At 61.0% G+C, this 20,684-nt stretch carries 11 protein-coding genes; 8 read left to right on the top strand and 3 right to left on the bottom strand.

Features of this window, described 5'->3' with window-relative positions:
• Nucleotides 1-63: 63 nt before the first annotated feature.
• Complete coding sequence (locus tag ABI796_RS13965) at nt 64-558, bottom strand: aminoacyl-tRNA deacylase (protein ID WP_141281635.1); 495 nt, start codon at nt 556-558, stop codon at nt 64-66.
• Nucleotides 558-1,757, bottom strand: a complete 1,200-nt coding sequence (locus tag ABI796_RS13960) for an acetyl-CoA C-acetyltransferase (RefSeq protein WP_141281633.1) — start codon at nt 1,755-1,757, stop codon at nt 558-560. Before ABI796_RS13960 ends, ABI796_RS13965 begins: the two co-directional genes overlap by 1 nt.
• Before the next feature lie 428 nt (nt 1,758-2,185).
• Between ABI796_RS13960 and rpoB the strand changes: the two genes are divergently transcribed.
• From rpoB to ABI796_RS13920, 8 genes are all read left to right on the top strand, one after another.
• On the top strand, nt 2,186-5,692 hold the full coding sequence (rpoB, locus tag ABI796_RS13955) for a DNA-directed RNA polymerase subunit beta (RefSeq protein ID WP_043471397.1): 3,507 nt from the start codon (nt 2,186-2,188) through the stop codon (nt 5,690-5,692).
• Nucleotides 5,693-5,795: 103 nt separating this feature from the next.
• Complete coding sequence (locus tag ABI796_RS13950; protein ID WP_141281631.1) at nt 5,796-9,695, top strand: DNA-directed RNA polymerase subunit beta'; 3,900 nt, start codon at nt 5,796-5,798, stop codon at nt 9,693-9,695.
• A 413-nt stretch (nt 9,696-10,108) separates the two neighbouring features.
• Complete coding sequence (gene rpsL / locus ABI796_RS13945) at nt 10,109-10,483, top strand: 30S ribosomal protein S12 (protein WP_009358312.1); 375 nt, start codon at nt 10,109-10,111, stop codon at nt 10,481-10,483.
• 1 nt (nt 10,484) lies between these two features.
• Nucleotides 10,485-10,955, top strand: a complete 471-nt coding sequence (gene rpsG / locus ABI796_RS13940; RefSeq protein ID WP_003803829.1) for a 30S ribosomal protein S7 — start codon at nt 10,485-10,487, stop codon at nt 10,953-10,955.
• A gap of 69 nt (nt 10,956-11,024) precedes the next feature.
• Complete coding sequence (gene fusA / locus ABI796_RS13935; protein ID WP_011775599.1) at nt 11,025-13,139, top strand: elongation factor G; 2,115 nt, start codon at nt 11,025-11,027, stop codon at nt 13,137-13,139.
• Nucleotides 13,140-13,370: 231 nt separating this feature from the next.
• Entirely contained in the window at nt 13,371-14,561 is a 1,191-nt protein-coding gene (gene tuf, locus ABI796_RS13930; RefSeq protein ID WP_373091518.1) for an elongation factor Tu, read from the top strand.
• 154 nt (nt 14,562-14,715) lie between these two features.
• On the top strand, nt 14,716-18,900 hold the full coding sequence (locus ABI796_RS13925) for a hypothetical protein (protein WP_141281629.1): 4,185 nt from the start codon (nt 14,716-14,718) through the stop codon (nt 18,898-18,900).
• Between the two features lie 31 nt (nt 18,901-18,931).
• The gene (locus ABI796_RS13920) at nt 18,932-19,057 is read left to right on the top strand and encodes a hypothetical protein (RefSeq protein WP_261609405.1); all 126 of its coding nucleotides are present in this window, start codon (nt 18,932-18,934) and stop codon (nt 19,055-19,057) included.
• Between the two features lie 50 nt (nt 19,058-19,107).
• On the opposite strand, the gene ABI796_RS13915 is transcribed toward ABI796_RS13920, so the two are convergent.
• On the bottom strand, nt 19,108-20,541 hold the full coding sequence (locus tag ABI796_RS13915; RefSeq protein WP_141281627.1) for a GH1 family beta-glucosidase: 1,434 nt from the start codon (nt 20,539-20,541) through the stop codon (nt 19,108-19,110).
• Nucleotides 20,542-20,684 lie beyond the last annotated feature (143 nt).

The raw sequence follows: 20,684 nt of genomic DNA, 5'->3' as shown, positions 1-20,684 counted from the left end.
ACGCACCCAGCTTGGTTGCAGTCAATGGCCGTTCTGACAGCTCAAAACGGCGTGAGCTGCTCCCTAATTGGGTTCGCTGATGTCCGCTACTACTGCGCCCAGCGCTTCAGTGAGTGCATCCGCATCCACGAATGCACTCCGGCCATGCGCCCCGGCACCCATGGAAATGCGACGCCCTGCAATAGTGGCATCGGCGTACACGGGCCACGGGGTGGTGCTTCCCAGCGGAGTGATGGTGCCGCGTTCGTAGCCGGTGGCGGCCAAGGCAACATCGGCGTGGGGGAGTGAGAGCTTGTTAACGCCCACCAGCGCACGCAGCTTGGGCCAGGAGATCTGGCGGTCCCCGGGAATCAGGGCGAACAAAAAGCTGCCATCCCTGTGCTTGACTACCAGCGACTTCACGATGTCCCCGGGGGTGATCCCCAGGATCGCCGCAGCTTCTTCCAGACTACGGGCGGCAGGGCGTTCGACGACGTCAACGTCCAGTCCGCGCGCGGCGGCATCGGACAAGAACCGTTCGGCACCGTCCATAGGGGCTCCAGCCAGTTCCTCAGCCATTAGTCGCGGTACAGGAGCAGGGCTTCGCCTTGGCCTCCGCCTCCGCAAAGGGAGACCGCGGCTTTTCCGGTTCCCCTGCGCTTGAGTTCGTGCGCGGCGTGCAACGCGAGCCGGGCGCCGGAGGCTCCGATGGGGTGGCCCAAAGCAATGGCACCGCCATGGATGTTGCATTTCTCCAAGGGGTAGCGGAGGTCCTTGAGGGACTGGACCGCCACTGAACCGAAGGCCTCGTTGATTTCGATGAAGTCCAGCTCCTCTGCCGTCCATCCCGCACGCTTCAAAGCCTGTGCAATTGCGTTTGAGGGCTGGGAATGAAGCGAGTTGTCCGGCCCTGCAACCTGCCCGGGCTTGCCAACAACGGCAAGGTAGTCCAGCCCGTTGTCCTTGGCGAAGCGGCGACTGGTCAGCACCAGGGCGGAGGCGCCGTCGGACAGCGGAGAGGAGTTGCCGGCGGTGATGGTTCCATCCGTGGCGAAAGCGGCCTTGAGGGGTGCCAGGGTTTCCAGGGACGTGTTGGGCCTGACGCCTTCATCGGTAGTCAGCACCAGGGGATCTCCCTTGCGCTGCTTGACGCTTACCGGAGCGATTTCGACGTCGAAGGTTCCGTCTGCGATAGCGGCGGCGGCACGCTGATGGGAGGCTGCGGCAACTTCGTCCTGGGCCTTGCGGTCAATGCCGAGGGTGACGTTCTTCGTTTCCGTGGACAGGCCCATGGACTGCCCGTCGAAAGCATCGGTAAGGCCGTCATGGGCTGCGACGTCCAGCGCCTGGATGGCTCCGTACGTCCAACCCTGACGTGAACCCGGGAGCAGGTGAGGGGCCCTGGTCATGGATTCCTGGCCTCCGGCAACAACTACCGTGGCATCGCCGCTGCGGATCATGCGCGCGGCATCAATGACTGCGGTGAGCCCGGAGAGGCAGACCTTGTTGATGGTGACGGCTGGGATGTTCCACCCCACACCTGCGGCTATGGCGCTCTGCCGGGCCGGGTTTTGGCCTGCGCCTGCCTGCAGTACCTGGCCCATGATGACCGCGTCCACTTGTTCGGCTTTGACCCCGCTGGCCGCGAGTGCAGCGCTGATGGCATGGGCACCGAGATCGACGGCGGTGAAGCCGGCCAATTGTCCGTTGAGCCGACCCTGTGGGGTACGGGATGCAGCAAGGATGACAACGTCATTGTCGTCAGCGGAGTTCGTCATGGTCTCTCTTCCGATCCGGGAGTGGTCTTGCAAGGCTATCGCGGAGCACGCTCTGGCCAATCCCTACAACAATTGTGCCGTTCCTCTCATTCCTTGGCCGCTGCTGATTGATTCCTCGCGGATTGAGGAGGTGTATGGGTGCCTGCAGCAACCGTGCTTGCAATCACGGACGATCTGGGGTAGACAGGAAGGCTGCTTTGCCGTATCGTAGATATTTGCGTCTTCCCTGTTAACCTTCAGCCTTCATATAGCGGTGGGCTTTACCTCTCAGCTGCGCCATTGACGTGCCGTTCCGAAACGTGCATTGTTCTTGAGCGGACTGGGTCCGGGTCATATAGCGGAACCGGAACAAGTATCCTGCGGAGCACTCTGCGGGATGCAAACGGGGGAGATCTGAAAACGCCTGAAGGTCTGTGGAAGGATCCCTCTTGGTCGCCTCGAGCACCTCTAATAACGAAACCGCTAACACGGCAAGCACCGATGGTGCCACCCGCCGCCTCTCATTCGCAAAGATTCACGAACCCCTTGATGTTCCGAATCTTCTCGCCCTGCAGACAGACAGCTTTGACTGGCTGGTCGGAAACGAACGCTGGCAGGCGCGGGTAGCGAAGGCTGTCGAGGAGGGCGACCTCAGCGTCGCCACCACCTCCGGACTTGCCGACATCTTCGAAGAGATCTCCCCCATCGAGGACTTCCAGGGCACCATGTCCCTGAGCTTCTCCGAGCCGGAGTTCGCTGACCCGAAGTACACCATGGCCGAATGCAAAGACCGTGACGCCACTTACTCGGCACCGCTGTATGTCAAGGCCGAGTTCATGAACAACAACACGGGCGAAATCAAGCAGCAGACCGTGTTCATGGGCGACTTCCCCCTCATGACTGAGAAGGGAACGTTCGTCGTCAACGGCACCGAGCGCGTCGTTGTCTCCCAGTTGGTCCGTTCACCGGGCGCCTACTTTGAGCGCACCGCTGACAAGACCAGTGACAAGGACATCTTCACTGCGAAGATCATCCCGTCCCGTGGTGCATGGTTCGAACTCGAAATCGACAAGCGCGATCAGGTCGGCGTTCGCCTCGACCGTAAGCGCAAGCAGTCGGTTACCGTTCTGCTGAAGGCCCTCGGCTGGACCGAAGGCCAGATCCTGGAAGAGTTCGGTCAGTACGACTCCATGCGTGCAACGCTGGAGAAGGACGCCACCGAAACCCGCGAAGATGCGCTTCTGGACATCTACCGCAAGCTGCGTCCGGGCGAGCCGCCCACAGTTGAGGCTGCCCAGTCCCTGCTGGACAACCTGTACTTCAACGCCAAGCGCTACGATCTTGCCAAGGTTGGCCGTTACAAGATCAACCGCAAGCTCGGCATCGACCGCTCCCTTGGTGACAAGGAAGCCTCGGTCCTGCACGTTGAAGACATCGTTGCCATGATCAAGTTCCTCGTTGCGCTTCACGCCGGCGAGAAGACCCTCATGGGCAAGCGCGACGGCGAAGACCACGAGCTCCGCGTCGACGTCGATGACATCGACCACTTCGGCAACCGTCGCATCCGCGCCGTGGGCGAACTGATCGAGAACCAGGTCCGCACAGGTCTTTCCCGCATGGAACGCGTCGTTCGCGAACGCATGACCACGCAGGACGTCGAGGCCATCACGCCGCAGACGCTGATCAACATCCGTCCCGTTGTGGCAGCCATCAAGGAGTTCTTCGGAACGTCCCAGCTGTCCCAGTTCATGGACCAGAACAACCCGCTCTCGGGTTTGACCCACAAGCGCCGCCTGTCGGCACTTGGCCCGGGTGGTCTGTCCCGTGACCGCGCAGGCATGGAAGTTCGAGACGTTCACCCGTCCCACTACGGACGTATGTGCCCCATCGAAACCCCTGAAGGCCCCAACATTGGTCTGATTGGTTCGCTGGCTTCCTACGGCCGCATCAACCCGTTTGGTTTCATCGAGACGCCGTACCGCCTGGTTTCCGAGGGCGTCGTTTCCGACGAAGTCCAGTACCTGACGGCCGATGACGAAGCAGAGGTCCTGATTGCACAGGCCAACGCTCCGCTGGATGCTGACAAGAAGTTCTCAGAAGAGACCGTCCTTGTCCGTGCCCGTGGTGGTGGAGGCGAGCCTGTTCTGGTTCCCGCTGCAGACGTTCAGTTCATGGACGTTTCCCCGCGCCAGATGGTGTCCGTGGCAACTGCACTGATCCCGTTCCTTGAGCATGACGATGCCAACCGTGCACTCATGGGTGCCAACATGCAGCGCCAGGCCGTGCCGCTGGTCCGTTCCGAGGCTCCTTTTGTGGGCACCGGCATGGAGCGCGCAGCAGCCGTCGACGCCGGTGACGTTGTCATCGCCAAGAAGGCAGGTGTGGTCACTGAGGTTTCCGCTGAGCTCGTTGTGATGATCAACGACGACGGCACTGAGACCAACTACCGCATCAACAAGTTCGCCCGTTCCAACCAGGGCAACTGCTACAACCACCGTGTCCTGGTCAACGAAGGCCAGCGCCTTGAAGTTGGCGGCATCATCGCTGACGGTCCCGCAACGGACCAGGGCGAGCTCGCCCTCGGTAAGAACCTGCTCGTGGCATTCATGTCATGGGAAGGCCACAACTTCGAGGACGCCATCATCCTGTCCCAGCGCATTGTTGCTGAGGATGTTCTTTCCTCCATCCACATTGAAGAGCACGAGATCGATGCCCGCGACACCAAGCTTGGTGCCGAGGAAATCACCCGTGATATCCCCAACGTGTCCGAGGAAGTCCTTGCAGGCCTGGACGAGCGCGGCATCATCCACATCGGTGCCGAGGTTGAAGCAGGCGACATCCTGGTCGGAAAGGTCACCCCTAAGGGTGAAACCGAACTGACCCCGGAAGAGCGCCTCCTGCGCGCCATCTTTGGTGAGAAGTCCCGCGAAGTGCGCGACACCTCGCTGAAGGTGCCCCACGGCGAGTCCGGTACGGTCATCGGCGTACGCGTCTTCGACCGCGACAATGACGACGAACTGCCCCCGGGCGTGAACCAGCTGGTCCGCGTCTACGTTGCAGCCAAGCGTAAGATCACCGACGGCGACAAGCTCGCCGGCCGTCACGGCAACAAGGGTGTTATCTCCAAGATCCTTCCGATCGAGGACATGCCCTTCCTTGCAGACGGTACTCCGGTGGACATCGTCCTGAACCCGCTTGGTGTTCCGGGCCGAATGAACGTTGGACAGGTCCTGGAAACCCACCTCGGTTGGGTTGCCAAGACCGGTTGGAAGATCGAAGGCGAGCCGGAGTGGGTCAAGAACCTGCCCAACCTGCCCCGTGAAACCGGCCAGACCACCGTTGCCACCCCGGTGTTCGATGGCGCCCGTGAAGAAGAAATCACTGGTCTGCTTGACTCCACCAACGTGACCCGCGATGGCGACCGCCTGATCGATTCCTCCGGCAAGACCCGTCTGTTCGACGGCCGCTCCGGCGAGCCGTTCCCGGACCCGATCTCCGTCGGTTACATGTACATCCTGAAGCTCCACCACTTGGTGGACGACAAGATCCACGCGCGCTCCACCGGTCCGTACTCCATGATCACGCAGCAGCCGCTGGGTGGTAAGGCTCAGTTCGGTGGCCAGCGCTTCGGTGAAATGGAAGTGTGGGCGCTCGAAGCTTACGGCGCCGCTTACACCCTTCAGGAACTCCTCACGATCAAGTCTGATGACATCCATGGTCGTGTGAAGGTCTACGAAGCCATCGTCAAGGGCGAGAACATCCCTGAGCCTGGCGTTCCCGAGTCCTTCAAGGTCTTGATCAAGGAAATGCAGTCGTTGTGCCTGAACGTGGAAGTTCTTTCCACGGACGGAACCACGATCGAAATGCGTGACTCTGATGACGCAGTCTTCACGGCTGCGGAAGAACTGGGCATCGATCTGTCTCGTGCAGAGCCCAGTTCCGTAGAAGAGGTCTAGCAGCTGTTCCGGCGGGCAGCCTCAACAGCTGTCCGTCGGAACAACTCCCTCTTCCCGTAACCAAGACTTCAGAATTTAGAGAACAAGAGAGAACAGGGACCATATGTCCAGCGAATCCTCCTTCGGCCTCATGCAGATCGGCCTCGCCACCGCGGAAGACATCCGCGGATGGTCTTACGGTGAGGTCAAGAAGCCGGAAACCATCAACTACCGCACGCTCAAGCCCGAGAAGGACGGCCTCTTCTGCGAGAAGATCTTCGGCCCGTCCCGCGACTGGGAATGCTACTGCGGTAAGTACAAGCGCGTCCGCTTCAAGGGCATCATTTGTGAGCGTTGTGGCGTTGAAGTCACCCGCGCCAAGGTGCGCCGTGAGCGCATGGGCCACATTGAGCTGGCCGCGCCTGTAACCCACATCTGGTACTTCAAGGGCGTTCCCTCGCGCTTGGGCTACCTTTTGGACCTGGCACCGAAGGACCTTGAGAAGGTCATCTACTTCGCTGCCTACATGATCACCAGCGTTGACACCGAAAGCCGTCACGCCGAACTGCCGAACCTCCAGGTTGAGCACGACCTCGAGAAGAAGCAGATGGTGGACAACCGCGACAGCGACATCGCCACGATCGCCCGCGACCTTGAGGACGAGCTTGCCCGTCTTGAAGGCGAAGGCGCCAAGGCTGCCGACAAGAAGAAGGCCCGCGACTCTGCTGACCGCCAGATGGCGAACGTCCGCAAGCGTGCCGACGCCGACATCGAGCGCCTTGAGCAGGTTTGGGACCGCTTCAAGAACCTCAAGGTCGCTGACCTTGAAGGTGACGAAGGCCTGTACCGCGAACTTCGCGATCGCTACGGACTGTACTTCGAAGGCTCCATGGGTGCCGAGGCCATCAAGAAGCGCCTCGAGACCTTTGACATGCAGGCTGAAGCTGAGTCATTGCGCGACACCATCCAGAACGGCAAGGGCCAGCGTAAGACGCGCGCCCTGAAGCGCCTGAAGGTTGTCAACGCGTTCCTGACCACCAACAACAGCCCGCTCGGCATGGTTCTCGACGCCGTCCCGGTGATCCCGCCGGAACTGCGCCCGATGGTCCAGCTGGACGGTGGCCGCTTCGCGACCTCCGACCTCAACGACCTCTACCGTCGTGTGATCAACCGCAACAACCGACTCAAGCGCCTGCTTGACCTCGGTGCTCCGGAAATCATCGTCAACAACGAGAAGCGCATGCTTCAGGAAGCTGTTGACAGCCTCTTCGACAACGGTCGTCGTGGCCGTCCGGTTACGGGTCCGGGCAACCGTCCGCTGAAGTCCCTGAGCGACATGCTCAAGGGCAAGCAGGGTCGTTTCCGCCAGAACCTCCTTGGCAAGCGCGTTGACTACTCGGGCCGTTCGGTCATCGTCGTCGGCCCGCAGCTGAAGCTGCACCAGTGTGGTCTGCCCAAGCAGATGGCCCTGGAGCTCTTCAAGCCGTTCGTGATGAAGCGCCTGGTTGACCTCAACCACGCCCAGAACATCAAGTCGGCAAAGCGCATGGTTGAGCGCTACCGTCCGCAGGTTTGGGACGTGCTCGAAGAGATCATCACCGAACACCCGGTGCTGCTCAACCGTGCACCTACCCTGCACCGCCTTGGTATCCAGGCCTTCGAACCCCAGCTTGTGGAAGGCAAGGCAATCCAGCTTCACCCGCTGGTTTGTGGCGCCTTCAACGCTGACTTCGACGGCGACCAGATGGCAGTCCACCTGCCGCTGAGCCCGGAAGCCCAGGCCGAAGCACGCATCCTGATGCTGTCCTCGAACAACATCCTGAAGCCCTCCGATGGCCGTCCGGTGACCCTTCCTTCGCAGGATATGATCATCGGTCTTTACCACCTGACCACCAAGCGCGTCGGTTCCGCCGGCGAAGGCCGCATCTTCTCCTCGGTTTCGGAAGCCATCATGGCGTACGACGCCCGTGATCTGCACCTGAACTCCCAGGTGAAGATCCGTCTGGACGACTTCGTGCCTTACGCAGGTTGGGAAGCTCCGGAAGGTTGGGAGCCCGGTCAGCCGGCTCTCGTTGAAACCTCCCTGGGCCAGGTCATCTTCAACCAGACGCTGCCCGAGGATTACCCGTGGGTTGAGGCTGTTGCTGACAAGGGCGAGCTGTCCCGGATCGTCAACGACCTCGCAGAGCGTTACCCGAAGGTTGTTACGGCGGCAACGCTGGACAACCTGAAGGATGCCGGTTTCTACTGGGCCACCCGTTCGGGTGTCACGGTTGCCATCTCCGACATCGAGGTGCCTACCTCCAAGCCTGCCATCCTGGCCGGTTACGAGAACATGGCTGCCAAGATTCAGGGCCAGTACGACAAGGGCCTGATCGACGACGACGAGCGTCGCCAGGAACTGATCGAGATCTGGAACAAGGCAACCAACGAAATCGCCCAGGCGATGCGCGACAGCCTGTCTCCGATGAACACCATCAACCGCATGGTGTCCTCCGGCGCACGTGGTAACTGGATGCAGGTCCGCCAGATCGCGGGTATCCGTGGTCTTGTGGCCAACCCGAAGGGTGAGATTATTCCTCGCCCGATCAAGTCCTCCTACCGTGAGGGCCTGTCGGTTCTGGAATACTTCATCGCCACGCACGGTGCCCGTAAGGGTCTGGCCGATACCGCTCTCCGTACCGCCAACTCGGGTTACCTGACCCGTCGTCTGGTGGACGTTTCGCAGGACGTCATTGTCCGCGAAGAGGACTGTGGTACCGAACGCGGTCTGGTCACCCCCATTGCCGTGCCGGATTCCAACGGTGAGCTCGTCCTGGACGAGAACGTCGAGAACAGTGCCTACGCACGTACGCTGGCTATCGACGTCGTCGATGCCCAGGGCAACGTCCTGGCTGCCGGCGGCACCGACTGCGGCGACGTCGTCATCGACCAGCTGCTGGCTGCAGGCATCACTGAGGTCAAGGTCCGCTCCGTACTCACCTGTGAGTCCAAGGTGGGCACCTGTGCACTCTGCTACGGCCGTTCGCTGGCCACCGGCAAGACTGTGGACATCGGCGAGGCCGTGGGCATCATTGCCGCACAGTCCATCGGTGAGCCCGGTACCCAGCTGACCATGCGTACGTTCCACACCGGTGGTGCTGTTTCCGCCGGCGGTGGCGACGACATCACCCAGGGTCTGCCCCGTATCCAGGAGCTCTTCGAAGCCCGTACTCCCAAGGGTGTGGCACCGATTGCTGAAGCAGCCGGCCGCATCACCATTGAAGAGTCCGAGCGTCAGATGCGCCTGGTTATCACTCCGGACGATGGTTCCGAAGAGATTGCCTACCCGGTGCTGCGCCGTTCACGTCTCCTCATTGAGGATGGCGAGCACGTCAGCGTCGGCCAGAAGCTGATCAACGGTCCTGTGGACCCGAAGCAGGTTCTGCGCATCATGGGCCCCCGTGCCGCACAGAAGTTCCTTGTGGACGAGGTTCAGGGCGTTTACCGCAGCCAGGGTATTGGTATCCACGACAAACACGTCGAGGTTATTGTCCGCCAGATGCTGCGCCGCGTGACCGTCATCGAGTCCGGCGACTCCGACCTCCTCCCCGGTGAGCTGGCAGAGCGCGCCCGGTTCGAGGACGAGAACCGCCGCGTCGTGTCCGAGGGCAAGGCACCGGCTTCGGGTCGTCCGGAACTCATGGGTATCACCAAGGCTTCCTTGGCTACCGAGTCCTGGCTGTCCGCGGCTTCCTTCCAGGAAACCACCCGCGTCCTGACGCAGGCGGCCATGGAAGGCAAGAGCGATCCTCTGCTCGGCCTCAAGGAAAACGTCATCATCGGTAAGCTCATCCCGGCTGGTACGGGTCTGCCCCGCTACACAGAGGTCACTGTGGAGCCGACGGAAGAAGCAAAGGCAAGCCTGTTCACGGGCCCCAGCGCTTTCACCGACTTCTCCTATGACGCCCTGGGTGGCGACGGCGCTCCCGAGTTCCACGCCATCCCGCTGGATGACTACGATCTCGGCAACGACTTCCGCTGAATCGGCAAGTTGACGCTGTAAAGGTCAAGCCCCGTACTTTCGAGTGCGGGGCTTGACCCGTTAACGCTCTTCTTCCCGGGACGTCCCGGGGGAGTGGAGGACGACGGCGGCAGCCGGCCGCCGCCGTCGTCCTCCATACACCCGATTAAGGCCCTAGATCAAGCCGTGCTAGACTTTTGGTAATTGTTCTGTGTGGCAGTGGATGAAGGCCGCCGCAGCATCATTTTGGTTTTGTTCTCATGGTGCTGGGTGGAGCCTGTTTCCGGGTTGCGGGCAACATGCGCAACGAATGCCGCACTTTTGCACGCCTACCGGAGTTTCGGCCGGCTGCACGAGCAACGCCAAAGTTCCCACGTTTACCCAGGCTGGCGCCTGTGTGTGGGGGCAGAGATCAAACAACGGAGAACACGAAAGTGCCTACGATTAACCAGCTGGTCCGCAAGGGCCGCACGCCGAAGGTCTCCAAGACCAAGGCTCCCGCGCTGAAGGGCAGCCCGATGCGCCGCGGTGTTTGCACCCGCGTTTACACCACCACCCCCAAGAAGCCGAACTCGGCTCTCCGTAAGGTGGCACGTGTCCGTCTCAACGGTGGCGTGGAAGTTACCGCCTACATCCCCGGTGTTGGCCACAACCTCCAGGAGCACTCCATCGTGCTCGTCCGTGGTGGTCGTGTTAAGGACCTTCCGGGTGTCCGCTACAAGATCGTCCGCGGCGCACTTGACACCCAGGGTGTAAAGAACCGCAAGCAGGCTCGCAGCCGTTACGGCGCAAAGATGGAGAAGAAGTAATATGCCTCGCAAGGGTCCGGCCCCGAAGCGGCCGCTAGTTTCCGATCCCGTTTACGGCTCCCCGTTGGTCACGCAGCTGATCAACAAGGTTCTTGTTGACGGCAAGAAGTCCACCGCAGAGCGCATCGTTTACGGCGCACTCGAAGGTGCACGTGCCAAGTCCGGCGGCGACCCCGTTGCCGCTCTCAAGAAGGCCATGGACAACGTCAAGCCTTCCCTCGAGGTGCGTTCACGCCGTGTTGGTGGCGCTACCTACCAGGTTCCGGTTGAGGTCAAGCCGGGTCGCTCCACCGCTCTCGCTCTGCGTTGGCTCGTGGGCTACTCCAAGGCCCGCCGCGAGAAGACCATGACCGAGCGTCTCCAGAACGAAATCCTGGATGCCTCCAATGGTCTTGGTGCCGCTGTGAAGCGTCGCGAAGACACCCACAAGATGGCCGAGTCCAACAAGGCCTTCGCACACTACCGCTGGTAAAAACTTTCCGGACGCCGCCGGCTCACTGAGCCGGCGGCGAACGTGTAGTCCATCCGAAAGGGAGACCCCGTGGCACAGGACGTGCTTACCGACCTTAATAAGGTCCGCAACATCGGCATCATGGCCCACATCGATGCCGGCAAGACCACCACTACCGAGCGCATCCTGTTCTACACGGGTGTGAACCACAAGATCGGCGAGACGCACGACGGCGCTTCGACGACTGACTGGATGGAACAGGAAAAGGAACGCGGCATCACCATCACGTCTGCCGCCGTGACTTGCTTCTGGGACAAGAACCAGATCAACATCATCGACACCCCGGGCCACGTTGACTTCACGGTTGAGGTTGAGCGCTCCTTGCGCGTCCTCGACGGTGCAGTTGCAGTGTTCGACGGCAAGGAAGGCGTGGAGCCGCAGTCCGAGACTGTTTGGCGTCAGGCTGACAAGTACAACGTTCCGCGTATCTGCTTCGTCAACAAGATGGACAAGCTGGGTGCTGACTTCTACTTCACCGTAGACACCATCATCTCCCGTCTTGGTGCCAAGCCGCTGGTCATGCAGCTGCCCATCGGTGCTGAGAACGACTTCATCGGTGTTGTTGACCTCCTCGAAATGCGCGCCCTGGTTTGGCCTGGCGACGCAAAGGGTGACGTCACCATGGGCGCTTCCTACGAAGTGCAGGAAATCCCGGCGGACCTCCAGGCGAAGGCCGAAGAGTACCGCGCACAGCTCGTTGAGACTGTGGCCGAGGCTTCCGAGGAACTCATGGAGAAGTACCTCGAAGGTGAAGAACTCACCCTCGAAGAGATCAAAGCCGGCATCCGCAAGATGACCATCAACTCTGAGCTCTACCCGGTCTTCTGTGGTTCTGCCTTCAAGAACCGCGGTGTCCAGCCGATGCTTGACGCCGTTGTTGACTTCCTGCCGAACCCGCTCGACGTCCCGCCGATGATCGGTCACGATCCCCGCGACGAAGAGAAGGAACTCACCCGTAAGCCCTCTGCTGACGAGCCGTTCTCGGCCCTCGCCTTCAAGATTGCTGCGCACCCGTTCTTCGGTCAGCTGACCTTCGTCCGCGTGTACTCCGGTCACGTTGAGGCAGGCGCCCAGGTGGTTAACTCCACCAAGGGCAAGAAGGAACGCATCGGCAAGCTGTTCCAGATGCACGCCAACAAGGAAATGCCCGTTGAGGGCGCTACCGCCGGCCACATCTACGCAGCCATCGGTCTGAAGGACACCACCACGGGCGACACCCTGTGCGATGCCAACAACCAGATCGTCCTGGAGTCCATGAGCTTCCCGGAGCCCGTGATCTCTGTTGCGATCGAGCCCAACACCAAGGGTGACCAGGAGAAGCTCTCCACGGCCATCCAGAAGCTCTCCGCTGAGGATCCGACCTTCCAGGTCTCCCTCAACGAAGACACCGGCCAGACCATCATCGCCGGCATGGGCGAGCTCCACTTGGACATCCTCGTGGACCGCATGCGCCGCGAATTCAAGGTTGAGGCCAACGTTGGCAAGCCGCAGGTTGCTTACCGCGAAACCATCAAGCGCGCCGTCGAGCGCCTTGACTACACGCACAAGAAGCAGACCGGTGGTTCGGGTCAGTTCGCAAAGATCCAGATTGCGATCGAGCCCATGGACACCGCTTCCGGCGAGCTGTACGCGTTCGAAAACAAGGTCACTGGTGGCCGTGTTCCGCGCGAATACATCCCGTCCGTTGACGCTGGTATCCAGGATGCACTGAACGACGGCGTCCTGGCCGGTTACCCGGTTGTCGGCATCAAGGCCACGCTGATTGATGGCGCGTCCCACGATGTTGACTCCTCGGAAATGGCGTTCAAGATCGCCGGACGTATGGCTTTCAAGGAAGCTGCACGCAAGGCGAACCCTGTTCTGCTTGAACCGCTGATGGATGTTGAGGTCCGCACACCTGAGGAATACATGGGTGATGTTATTGGTGACCTGAACGCCCGTCGTGGCCAGATGCAATCCATGGAAGATGCAGCAGGTGTGAAGGTTATCCGTGCACACGTTCCGCTGTCCGGCATGTTCGGCTACATCGGTGACCTCCGGTCCAAGACCCAGGGTCGCGCTGTGTACTCCATGACGTTCAACAGCTACGCGGAGGTCCCCAAGGCAGTAGCCGACGAGATCATCCAGAAAACCCGCGGCGAGTAATCTCCCGGTAACGGATGCAATTCCGGTATCGGGAAGGCATCTGAGCGCTTGAGGCGGGGCTGCGGCGAGAGCTGCAGCCCGGCCCCTGCGCAAACAGGCTCGAGGAACTACCATTGGTTCCTGAATCTGCAATTTCACCAAAACCAAGCCCCCAAGTAGACTTGCTAAAGTTTCTGCCGCGAAAAGCGCGGCCGAGGAGCACTTCACTTGAAATCGTTCTAGGAGGAACCTGTGGCAAAGGCAAAGTTCGAGCGGACTAAGCCGCACGTCAACATCGGCACCATTGGTCACGTTGACCACGGTAAGACGACGCTGACTGCCGCCATTTCCAAGGTGCTGTACGACCAGTACCCGGATCTCAACGAGCAGCGCGACTTCGCGTCGATCGACTCTGCTCCGGAAGAGCGCCAGCGCGGTATTACCATCAACATCTCCCACGTGGAGTACCAGACCGAAAAGCGCCACTACGCACACGTAGACGCCCCGGGTCACGCTGACTACATCAAGAACATGATCACCGGTGCTGCCCAGATGGACGGCGCAATCCTCGTGGTTGCTGCAACCGATGGTCCGATGGCTCAGACCCGTGAGCACGTTCTGCTCGCCCGCCAGGTTGGTGTTCCCTACGTGCTGGTCGCACTGAACAAGTCCGACATGGTTGATGACGAAGAACTCCTCGACCTCGTCGAAATGGAAGTTCGTGAGCTCCTGAGCTCGCAGGGCTTCGATGGCGATGAGGCTCCGGTTGTTCGCGTTTCCGGCCTCAAGGCTCTGGAAGGCGACCCGGTTTGGGTCAAGTCCGTTCAGGACCTGATGGCAGCTGTGGACGAGTCCGTTCCGGACCCCGTACGTGACCGCGACAAGCCGTTCCTGATGCCGATCGAGGACGTCTTCACGATCACCGGTCGTGGCACCGTTGTTACGGGCCGCGCCGAGCGTGGAACCCTCGCCATCAACTCCGAGGTTGAGATCGTTGGCATCCGCCCGATCCAGAAGACCACGGTTACCGGTATCGAGATGTTCCACAAGCAGCTCGACGAAGCATGGGCCGGCGAGAACTGTGGCCTCCTGCTCCGCGGTCTCAAGCGCGACGATGTCGAGCGTGGCCAGGTTGTCGTCAAGCCGGGTTCCATCACCCCGCACACCGACTTCGAGGCTAACGTCTACATCCTTTCCAAGGACGAAGGCGGACGTCACAACCCGTTCTACTCCAACTACCGCCCGCAGTTCTACTTCCGTACCACGGACGTAACCGGCGTTATCACCCTGCCGGAAGGCACGGAAATGGTTATGCCTGGCGACAACACTGAGATGACCGTTGCGCTCATCCAGCCGATCGCTATGGAAGAGGGCCTCGGCTTCGCTATCCGCGAAGGCGGCCGCACCGTTGGTTCGGGACGTGTTACCAGCATCATCAAGTAGTCTCTACTTGTAGATCGGTGATACTCCGGCCCAGCCGGTAGTTAGCTTGAAAGAACCCCACCGCTACGGCGGTGGGGTTCTTTTTGCTATAGTTACGCTATCGATTGGATAAAGGTCGTGCTCGCACTGAGTCCGGCGCAACCAAGGAGCTTCCATGACTGCATTTCTCATACTGCTGCTCGTCATCATTGTTGGCGGGGCGGGCTTTGCAGTCGGGTTGGCGAGGGGGCGCCGTGGCTCTGCCCAGAAAACTTCTTCTGCTCATGATCCTTCTGCTGGGCAGGATCAGGCCGCCTCCTACCAGGCGGGTTTTCTGGCCGGCCACCTTGCAGGCTGGCGGGACGCCGAGGCAAAGGGGCATCACAATGACCATGCCGCTGCCCGAAACGCCGTTCCTGCCCCTGTGAGCCCACCGCCGGCTCAGACGTACATCCAGTCGCCCGTGCAAGCTCCGGCGCCGCCCATGACGCCCCTGCCGACTCCCGTCAGCCCGGCGCCGCCCCGGGCGCAGGCGTTCCAGCAGCCTGCGGTACAGCAGCCGCCTGCTTTCCGCGTCACTCAGCCGCCGGCAGTTCGCGAGACCCCTGAAGCCGCTGCCGCCCGCAAGGAAAAGCGCGATCAGCAAAACATCAACGTCACGCTCTACGTCGCGAGCCTTCTGTTGGTGGCCGCCGGTGCGCTGTTCGTGGGCACCAGCCTTCCGGCTCTCTTCCGCTTCGTTGGTATCTGGTTTATCACCGCGCTGTTTTACGTTTCGGGAATGGTGATCCACGCGCGCGTGCCCCGTCTGCGACCGGCCGCTGTCGCGTTTGTTGGTACAGGCCTGGCGCTGGTTCCGGTCACGGGTTTGGCCATGTACAACTTTGTGCTGCACAACGGCCCGGCGGCGTGGTTGGTCACGTCATTGCTGGGCACAGCGGTTTATGCGTACACCGCAGTGAAGCTGGATAACAAAGTCCTTGCTTTCCTGTCCCTGAGTTTCGTCGTCTCGACGGCGTGGTCCGGCGTCTCCGTTCTTGGCGGTGCATTGGTTTGGTATTTCACAGCTCTCATAGGAGTGGCAGTTCTGCTGACGGTGGTGTCCCTGCTGAGCCCCAAGTGGCTTCCTCCGCTGTACGTCCGTCCACTCATGGTGCTGCATCCGGCGCTGGTTCCCCTCGTGGCCGTTGCAGTCACCGTCACACCGCACCTCTTGTCAAAGGGGGAGTACGCGTGGGTCATGTTGATGTGCGGCATCTACTTTGCCGTGATGTTCTTTGTGCCGCACGCCAAGTACAGGGTGCAGCATCTCTATGCTGCGCGGGCTGCGTTGACGTTGGCTCTGCTGGGAGTGGTGTGGGACGTCACGTCGAATGTGAGCACGGTGTTACTGGCCGCGGTCATTTGCCTGGGTGTTCAGGCCCTGTCAGTTGCTTTCGGAGGCAGGAAACTACTGCCTCGCTCGTGGTGGGCAGACGCCGTTTCCTGTGTGGCGTTGCAACTTCTTACCGCGGCTGTCCTTACCGCAGTACTCGAGTTCAAGCCATTTGACCTACCCAATTATGTTCCCCTTGCCGTGACCATGCTTACGGCCATGGTGATTGGTTGGAAGCTGGGCAAGGGCATGGAGTTCGCCCCGGCTGCTGTGCTGGTAGTGGGAGGAGCGCTGGGTGGACTGCTCGGTGCTTGGCCGGTTGCAGCGTTCCTGGCGGCAGCAACCCTTTACTGGTTCCTTCGGGCGTTGATCGGATCAAACGAATACCGTCAGTTCTTGATTCTCGCGGGCCGGATCGCTTTGACCCTGACTGTTCCTGTGGCGGTGGCCGGTGCCTTGACGGGAAATCCGGACAGGACTCCGTACTCTGTGCTGGCGCTCGTGGCCGCAACAGCTGCCCAGCAACTGGTGAGCGCCGGATGTGCGCGTACGGGAGTTCGGCTCGTGGCCCCGCAAGCCTCAGTGGCTGGTTTCGGCGGTGCCGCTGTGGCGGGCCTACTGGTTCTGCCGCTGTTTGACCAGGCCTCCGGGCGTCCGGTGGTTGGTGCGGCAGTACTCCTCGTTTTGTTGGCAGGTTTGGCTTCAGGCCTGCTGCTGTTTGCGCCGACTCGTCCGGAATCAGGTGTCCGGGTCACCTGGCGCGCAACGGTGGCCGAAGCCATCGCGCCGCTGACAGCTGTTATTGCTGGTGGAGTGGCAGCAGCGTTCGTGTCCTGGACGTTGGGCAATGGTGTCCTTTTGGCATTGCTTGTTTATCTTGTTGTCACTGCGCTCAGAATTTCTCCCTCGTTCCACCGGCACTCCTACTGGTGGCTCTCCCGGGCGGCCGGCACGCTGTTGGCCGTTTCAGCCTACGGAGATATGTTGAACCATGGATGGAACATCCGCTTCTTCGGCGAAGTTCCTGCCACAGGATTCGTGCTGGTGATGGTTTCTGCATTCCAGCTGGTCCTCCCTCTCCTGGCCGGGAGCCGGGAACGGTACCCGCGAGCTTCCGTGGCCGATGCCGGTGTTGTTGTTTCAGTCATGGCAGCAGCAACTACCGCCCTTACCGTCTCCAGTGTGTTCTGGGCGGGCAACACCTGGGACAGCTGGCAGCCTGGAGCTGCAGCGGCAGCAACTGCCTTGGCTGCCGTCCTGGTCAGCGCAATTCTGCGGCGCCACTCCATTGGCTGGATTTTTGCTCCCGCCGCTTTTGTTCTTCTCCTGGCTCTTCGGTGGGGCAATATCCGGGACATCGAAGTATTGCTGGGCATCTTTGCGGCCTACAGCGGTTTCATGATGGGTGTGGTTCGCCATCCACTGACCCGGGGTTGCTACCTACTGGCCATCCGCGTGCTGACTGGTGCCTTCATCGCGGTGATCGTCACTGACGTCACGGACTCCTCGGCAGCGCTCTCCATCAGCCTGGCCCTGGTGCTCGCGTTGCAGCACGCAGTGACGATGTTCTTGGGCAGGCATGGTGTTGGTGTTGCCTTCTTGCAGGCCACAGTCTTCGCTACCTTGGGTGCCCAGCTCCTGCTGCCCTTGGCCTACCTGCTCGCTGGGGATTACGACGGCGGCGGCCGCTGGGTAGTCATGCTGGAACTGGCACTGGTGGTGGCATCCGCAGGAGTTGCCTGGCGCATTCTTGGAGCACGTGGAGCCCAGTACTTCGGCACCACGGCACTGGCTGCAGGCGTCATCTTCGCTGGTCCGGCACTGGTGTTCCCCACGTCAACGTGGCTCTATCAGCCCTTGCTGGACACATCCCAAGTCCCTGTTGTCCTCCTGGCCTTATCCGTTGCCATGGTTGCTGCGCGGCCGGTTTTCCGACCGGAGAACGCAGTGAGGGGTTCCGTTGCCGGCGTCGCGGAACGTTTGTTCTGGCTGGTGTCTGCTTTGGTGTTTGCGTTGGTGGGCGGCCTTCTGGCTTTGGGCATCTCACACTCCTTGACGGGGTTGTCCTTGCTGGTGCTGGCCGGTGTCCTATTCGCGGCTTCGCACTTCGAACGGATTCCGTCTCTTTACGTGGCAGCCGCTCCGGCGCTGCTGATAGGGGCGGTGCCAGCTGTCGACGGCTTGCTGCAGGGACTGCCGGCGGGTGTCTGGAGTGACTACGCTGCCTGGCTGATTGGCGGAGCAGGCACCGCGGCGCTTCTCTATTCGCTGAGGATGTTCGGGGGACCGGCCATCAAGGCGAATGACTGGCGCCGCAACTCCTTGGCCGCCACTGCGGCTGTGGCAACTGCCACGGTCGCAGCCGTGGGCCTGGGCCGTGACCAAACCGCCATGCTGGGGTTTGTGCTGGTGGTTCTGACCGGCGTGCTGGTGGTGGTTGAGATCCCGCGGGGCAAGTGGATGGCGGGCGAACTTGCCGGGATTGTCTCTGTTGCAGCACTTCAGCGGGCGACGCTCTTTGTGGACCCGTCCATCCCTGATGTGTTCTGGGTGGCACAGTGGTACGTAGTGGCCGGAGCCGTTATAGCAGGGTTGCGCTATGGAACCGGACAGCGTCCTGAAGGGTTCCTTCGCCTGTGCATCACCGCCGGCGTTTTGTCCTTTACATCCGTGGGGACCATCTTCGGCGGTACGGCTGCACAGCAACTCTACGTACTTGTGGCGCATGTTCTGCTTCTGGCCGCCGGACTGCTTTTGGCTGAGAGGGTCCTGGTGTGGTGGGGTGCAATCGCCGTAGCACTGAGCATCATGTGGGCGCTGCGCTCCTATGCCTTCGCCATGCTTGCCCTCGTTGCCTTGGGGCTGATTGTGCTGGCAGTGTGGCGTCTGAACCGGAAGCCTCCTGGCAATGGCGGCGACGGTTCGGACCCGGGCGGAGGCTCCGGCAGCGTTCCTGCTGCGCGGAGCCAGAACGGCATCCGATAATGTTTGAGTCTACGAAGAAGAGGAGCGCACCATGGAATTCCTGATTTTCCTGGCAGTCATAGCCGCAATTGGCGGCGGCGTGCTGTGGGGGCGGAAGAACTTCAAGAGCGAGATCGAACGCGCCAAGCGGATACGTCGGGCCAACAAAAGCAAATAGTCGTCCACCGGATCCGCGCTATTTAACCTATGCGGGTTAACCCGTGCGGGCTAATGGGGATGGTGGCGCGCGCGGATCAGAGACCTGTACCAGTAGAACGACTCCTTGGGAGTACGTTCCAAAGTCTCAAAGTCCACATGGATCAGTCCGAACCGTTGTGAGTACCCTGCTGCCCACTCGAAATTGTCCAGCAGAGTCCAAACGTAGTAGCCGCGAAGATCCACATCCTCGGCCATGCCTCCAGGTCCGGTTGCCGTCAGGGCATGGCCAAGGTGTTCAGCCAGATACGTGATGCGATTGGTGTCCTGGACAGGCCCGTCAACGTGGGCAGGTTCAGGGAAGCTGGCGCCGCCTTCAGTGATGTAAACGGGGGGAAGCGCCTCCCCGTACCGGTCTTTCATTTGGCGCAGAAGCAGCGCAAGGTATTCCGGCGCAACGGGCCAGCCAAACCCGGTGGTTTCATACTCCTGGTAGGCGGCCAAGTGGAAGGGAACCTGCGTCATCTCCGCTGATCTTCCGGTGGGGATCTCCGGGGGTCCGGAACCTGCGGCCACCTTCACCGGGTAGTAGTAGTTCAGCCCATAGAAGTCCAGTGGCTGGCTGATCAGTTCAAGGTCGCCGTCGTGGACGGTCCCCAGGGACCGGAACCAGGGTTTCATGGGAAGGGGTGGCTTAGGGTATTGGCCGAGAAGAATCGCGTCTGCATAGATGCGGTTGAGGATCAGGTCAAGCGCCTGCGTCATCAGCCGGTCGCCAAGACTGTTGCTGGCCGGCTCCACGGGGCAGTGCATATTGGATATACCGATCTGCCCCTTGACCCCGGCGCTCCGAAGGGCCCGAACGGCCATCCCGTGCCCCAACAATTGATGATGTGCGGCAGGCAGGGAATCGAACAGCAGTTCCCGGCCGGGGGCGTGGACTCCCAAAGAGTATCCCTGCACGGTCACTGAGACGGGCTCGTTCATGGTGACCCAGTGTTCAACGCGGTCACCGAAGCGTCCGGCGACGGCGTCGCAATAGACAGCGAAGCGCTCGGCGGTGTCCCGGTTCATCCACCCTCCGGCATGCTCCAGCTCCAAGGGGGTGTCCCAGTGGTAAAGCGTTGCCATGGGGGAGATGCCTGCGGCCAGGAGCTTGTCTATCAACCGGTCATAGAAATCCAGCCCCCGCTGATTGACTGCACCTTTGCCGCCAGGCTGAATGCGCGGCCAGGAGAGTGAGAAGCGGTAGGAGTCCACGCCAAGTTCCTGCATCAGGGCGATGTCTTCATCCGAGCGGTTGTAGTGATCGCACGCTACGGTGGGGGAGTCGCCGTCGACTATTGCTCCTGGTTTCTCGGAGAACGCGTCCCATCCTGACGGCCCGCGTCCATCGGCAGTCAAGGAACCCTCAATCTGGAAAGCGGCGGCGGCCACCCCCAACGTGAACCCGGGACGCAGGCGGGCAGCGAGATCTTCCACGGAGCCTGAATCCTGGGCGTTCATGGACCTATCATCCTCACCGGATAGGGGCCGGGCAATGGCTCCTGCGAGCCGATTGGCCTTTACACCATATTTCCGCCATACTGGATGAGTTGTTCAAGCGCTTCTTCGTGTCCCGATCCGGATAATGCCGGGTGTCAGGGTCC

The sequence above is a fragment of the Paenarthrobacter aurescens genome, assembly GCF_041549525.1.
Lineage (GTDB): Bacteria > Actinomycetota > Actinomycetes > Actinomycetales > Micrococcaceae > Arthrobacter > Arthrobacter aurescens.
The sequence above is the reverse complement of the archived record's forward strand: the minus strand, read 5'-3'. Positions and strand labels throughout refer to the sequence as shown.